Consider the following 4,344-nt stretch of genomic DNA (forward strand, 5'->3'; position numbering starts at 1 on the left):
ACCGTTGAGCACAACCTGCAAGACTGTTGCTTCGAGCACTACCTCAGCCACCGCGGTTCTTAGCGCAGTCCTTCCTACTGTGGGCGTGCACACATCCAATCTTTTTAATCCTCCATCCAAAAATATTGTAAGTTTAGCTTCCCCCACAAAAACTGGTATAATTTATTACTTGTAAGCAATATTTACTACAATAATTAGGAGCACCAATATCTGAAATGATAAAAGACAAGCTAGAGCAATTAGTACAACAGGCAATAGGGGCAGCAAAGGCAGAGGGAAAACTGCCATTACTAGAAATCCCTCCTGTAGTGCTCGAGCATCCCAAAGAGAAGGCGCACGGCGATTGGGCGACCAACGCCGCTCTGGTGCTGGCCGGTAACGTCAAGATGCCGCCGCGCGCCGTAGCGCAAATCATCGTTGATTCCTTCGGGAATACCGCTACATATTTCGATAAGATAGAGATCGCGGGGCCCGGATTTATAAACTTCTACTTAAGCAACCGGTGGCTCTACGACGTCCTCTCCCAGATTCGCGAGCAGGGTGAGAAATACGGTCATTCGACTATCGGCGCCGGCCAGAAAGTCCAGGTCGAGTTCGTAAGCGCCAACCCGGTGGGGCCGATGCATATCGGGCACGGCAGGTGGGCCGCGGTCGGCGATACGCTGGCCAATGTGCTCTCCGCCAACGGCTATACCGTGCAACGCGAGTTCTATATCAACGACTACGGCAACCAGATGAACATCTTCGCGAAATCCGTCGCCGTACGGTACGCCCAACTCCTGGGCCGGGATGTCCCCTTTCCGGAGGAAGGCTACCGGGGCGAATACATAAAGGATATTGCGCGCGAGATTATCGCCGAAGACAACGACAAGTACATGAGCGTTTCAGAGCAAGATAGGGAAGCCATCTTTAAAGAACGGGCGTACATGCAGGTGCTCGATCACATCAAGCATACCCTGGCGAATATGGGCGTTGTGTTTGATTTCTGGTTTAGCGAGCGTGTGCTTCACGAACTATCGACCGTCACGAAGACTATCGAAGAACTCCGAGAGCATGGCTATGTATACGACTCAGAAGGCGCGGTCTGGTTCAAGGCAACCGAATTCGGCGAGGACAAAGACCGTGTGCTGATTCGCGCAAACGGCGAGCCCACCTATTTCGCCGCAGATATCGCCTACCACAAGAACAAGCTCGAGCGCGGCTTCGACAAGATCATCAACATCTGGGGCGCCGACCACCACGGCTACATCGGAAGGATGAAGGCCGCCGTACAGGCGTTGGGTTATCCCGCAGACAGGCTTGAGATCATTATCGGGCAGCTGGTCAACCTCTTGCGGGGCGGCGAACCGGTCAGGATGTCGAAACGAACCGGCGAGATGGTCACGCTGGACGAACTGCTCGAAGAGGTCGGCAAGGATGCCGCACGCTTCTTCTTCCTCATGCGAAGCACCGATAGCCAGCTTGATTTCGATATACGGTTAGCAAAGGAACAATCTAACGAGAACCCGGTTTATTACGTGCAATACGCGCACGCGAGGATATCGAGTATCGTGCGGTTTGCCGAGGCCGAGGGGGTGAGCCTCCACGAGGATGTAAAGTACTCTTTACTTAAGACAGAACCGGAGCTTGATCTTATACGGAAACTCGCCGAATGGCCCGAGGTGCTCGAGCGTGCCGCCCGTCAAAGAGCGCTTCACCCGCTAACGGTCTATTCCCAGGAACTCGCCGCCGCGTTCCACTTCTTCTATACGAAGTGCCGGGTAGTCGGTGAGGATAAGGACCTCTCGACCGCCAGAATGTCGCTCTGTGAAGCCACAAAGACCGTCTTGCGAAACGCGCTTGGCATGCTGGGCGTAACCGCCCCGGAACGGATGTAACAAGATAGTATTACACCTATTGGGTGAGTTGACTTTGAAACTGACGGTAAGTAAGCTGAGTAAGGACTAATAAATACGTATCCCAACTACTGTGATTAATCGTCATATAATTAAATGATATATGTACGCATATAGTGGCTTATACTAGCGTTTCATTAGGGGCATGGAGCATATACACATTAACAAGGGTACTAGGGAAACTAGGAGGTAGGACATGGCAAAGAAGACAACCGGACGCGTAAGAAAAAATCGGGTCGCCGTCGGTTCGGGCCTGGGAGAGCTTGAAGCCGATATAATGAGCGTTGTCTGGAAAATCGGCAGCGCATCCGTGAAAGACGTCTTTGCGGAAATTTATCCCGAGAGAAGACTTGCTTACACGACTATCATGACCGTAATGAGCCGCCTCGCCAATAAAGGCGTTTTGAAGCAGGATAGGAGCGGTACCGCCTATATTTATACGCCAAACGTAAACCGGGAGGACATGGCGAACAATATGATCAGCAACGTAATCGACAAAGTCCTGGGCGGCAACCCGGCCCCTGCCATCCTCTTCTTGCTTAGCAAGAGCGGACTAGCCGCGAGCAATATCGATAAGATCAAGAAAACCCTCAAGTTAAAAGACGGTGAGCTTGTAAAGAGCTAGTAGGGCGTTCAATAGAATTAGGTATAACAATAGGCTTAAGTAAAAGATGTGCGCTATAACCATGGTTGTAGCGCTTTTACTTCTCTTAGTAGTGGTACGGCTCGCCCTTAATGATCTTGAACGATCTATAGAGTTGCTCGAGGATGATAAACCTGGCTACCTGATGCGTAAAGGTAAGTTTTGAAAGCGAGAGACGAAGGTCGGCCGCCCGTAGTATCGAATCGTCAAGCCCCAACGCTCCCCCGATTACAAGGGAGATGTTACTCTTTCCCGCGACCATCAATGATTCCAGTTTCTGTGCAAGCTCCTCCGACGAAAGCTCGGTTCCGCGCATATCCAGCGCAATCATATAACGTGATTCGGGCGGTTGAAGCTGCTTTTGAAGTTTCTGCGCTTCTCTGGCCTTGACCTCGGGCCCGGGTTTGGTGTTAATGTCTTCTTCTGCAACCTCTTGAACGGTGATTTTTACATACCTTAAGAGGCGCTTTATATAATCATCAACGCCCCGCTTGAGGTAGTCTTCTTTAAGTTTTCCAACCGCGACAATCCGGATTCGCACTTAAGCCCTGCTAACGCTTTGGTTTTTCAACGAGGACAACGCTTACGGTTTTTTGTTTACCGTTTCGCAAGAACGTAAGTTGCAAGGTATCGCCGACCTTTTTTTGCCGGATTTGCGCAATCAGATCATCCATAGTATCGACCGGTTTGCCATCGGCGGCCACTATGATGTCTTTTTGGCGCAGCCCTGCCTTGTCGGCGGGGCTATCTTTCACGACATCCGTTACAATAGCGCCTTTTGCCACGCCGTAGGTGTTATCGACAGGAAGGGTACTGTTGGCGTTCTGCCCCTGGATACCCATATACGGGTGGCTTGCCTTACCTTGATCTATTAATTGCCTGGCAACCGTTACCGCCGTTTCAACGGGGATGGCAAAGCCGATGCCTTCAGTAACGCCGGTGCTCGAGACGATCAGGGTATTGATCCCGATTACGCGACCCTGCGAATCGCTTAGCGCACCGCCGCTGTTTCCCGGATTTATCGGTGCGTCTGTCTGGATGAGGTTGGCATAGGTGTTGATCTGCTGTGAATTCTCGTCCGGTAGGCTGAGGGTACGGTTGAGCGCACTAACGATGCCTGAGGTAACCGTGTGCTCAAACCCGAACGGACTGCCGATAGCGACTGCCAGATCGCCCACCTGAAGATTCTTGGTTGAGCCGAATTCAGCCGCCGGCAGGCCGGTTCTATTCACCTTGACCACCGCCAGATCTGTCTCCGTATCGGCGGCAACCAGCTTGCCTTTAAGTTCTTCCGCACCGATGGTGACAAAGATATCCTTCGCATCGGACACCACATGAGCGTTGGTAATAATATAGCCGTCAGAGCTGAATATCACCCCGGAGCCGGCCCCGCTTACAATATCGGGGTGGGCAATATCCTTTAGCGTCTGCTTTATGTTGATGTTGACGATGGAGGGTTGCAGCTTTTTAGCAACTGCTGCCACCGGGCTTACCGCATCCTTGGCGACTTTAATGATTTCTTTGGAATTGGTCACCGGGTACGAGACGCGCCCGCCGTAAACATCGCCGGGTGTGCTTCCATAAAGATAAGGGACGGCGTACGTGGCGATAAGCCCGCCGAATAACGCCGAACAAAATGCAACCGCGATAATTAACGACATACCCGGCCGCCCGGCCTCTCTTGTATTTTTCTCTTCCAAGGTACTATCCTTTCTTGTTACCTGTTTATTCCCTTTCTATCTTATAAAACAAACAACGGGATATCAAAGTACAGCGTCAAATATAGATTGAAGGTTTATTGCACTG

Annotated in this window: 4 protein-coding genes; 2 read left to right on the plus strand and 2 right to left on the minus strand. The window is 51.4% G+C overall.

Features of this window, described 5'->3' with window-relative positions; all coding sequences use genetic code 11:
• The first annotated feature begins 215 nt into the window (after positions 1-215).
• Together argS and COY37_RS02805 are read left to right on the plus strand one after the other, a co-directional pair.
• Positions 216-1,877, plus strand: coding sequence for an arginine--tRNA ligase (gene argS / locus COY37_RS02800; protein ID WP_286677818.1), 1,662 nt, complete (start codon positions 216-218; stop codon positions 1,875-1,877).
• Between the two features lie 214 nt (positions 1,878-2,091).
• Positions 2,092-2,520: a BlaI/MecI/CopY family transcriptional regulator gene (locus COY37_RS02805; RefSeq protein WP_286677819.1), complete on the plus strand. Its 429-nt coding sequence runs from the start codon at positions 2,092-2,094 to the stop codon at positions 2,518-2,520.
• Positions 2,521-2,605: 85 nt separating this feature from the next.
• Here COY37_RS02805 and rlmH read toward each other — a convergent pair whose 3' ends face one another.
• Positions 2,606-3,079: a 23S rRNA (pseudouridine(1915)-N(3))-methyltransferase RlmH gene (gene rlmH / locus COY37_RS02810; protein ID WP_286677820.1), complete on the minus strand. Its 474-nt coding sequence runs from the start codon at positions 3,077-3,079 to the stop codon at positions 2,606-2,608.
• A gap of 10 nt (positions 3,080-3,089) precedes the next feature.
• Positions 3,090-4,238, minus strand: a complete 1,149-nt coding sequence (locus tag COY37_RS02815; RefSeq protein ID WP_286677821.1) for a S1C family serine protease — start codon at positions 4,236-4,238, stop codon at positions 3,090-3,092.
• Positions 4,239-4,344: the final 106 nt, after the last annotated feature.

The organism is Candidatus Aquicultor secundus (assembly GCF_002791875.1).
GTDB lineage: Bacteria > Actinomycetota > Aquicultoria > Aquicultorales > Aquicultoraceae > Aquicultor_A > Aquicultor_A secundus.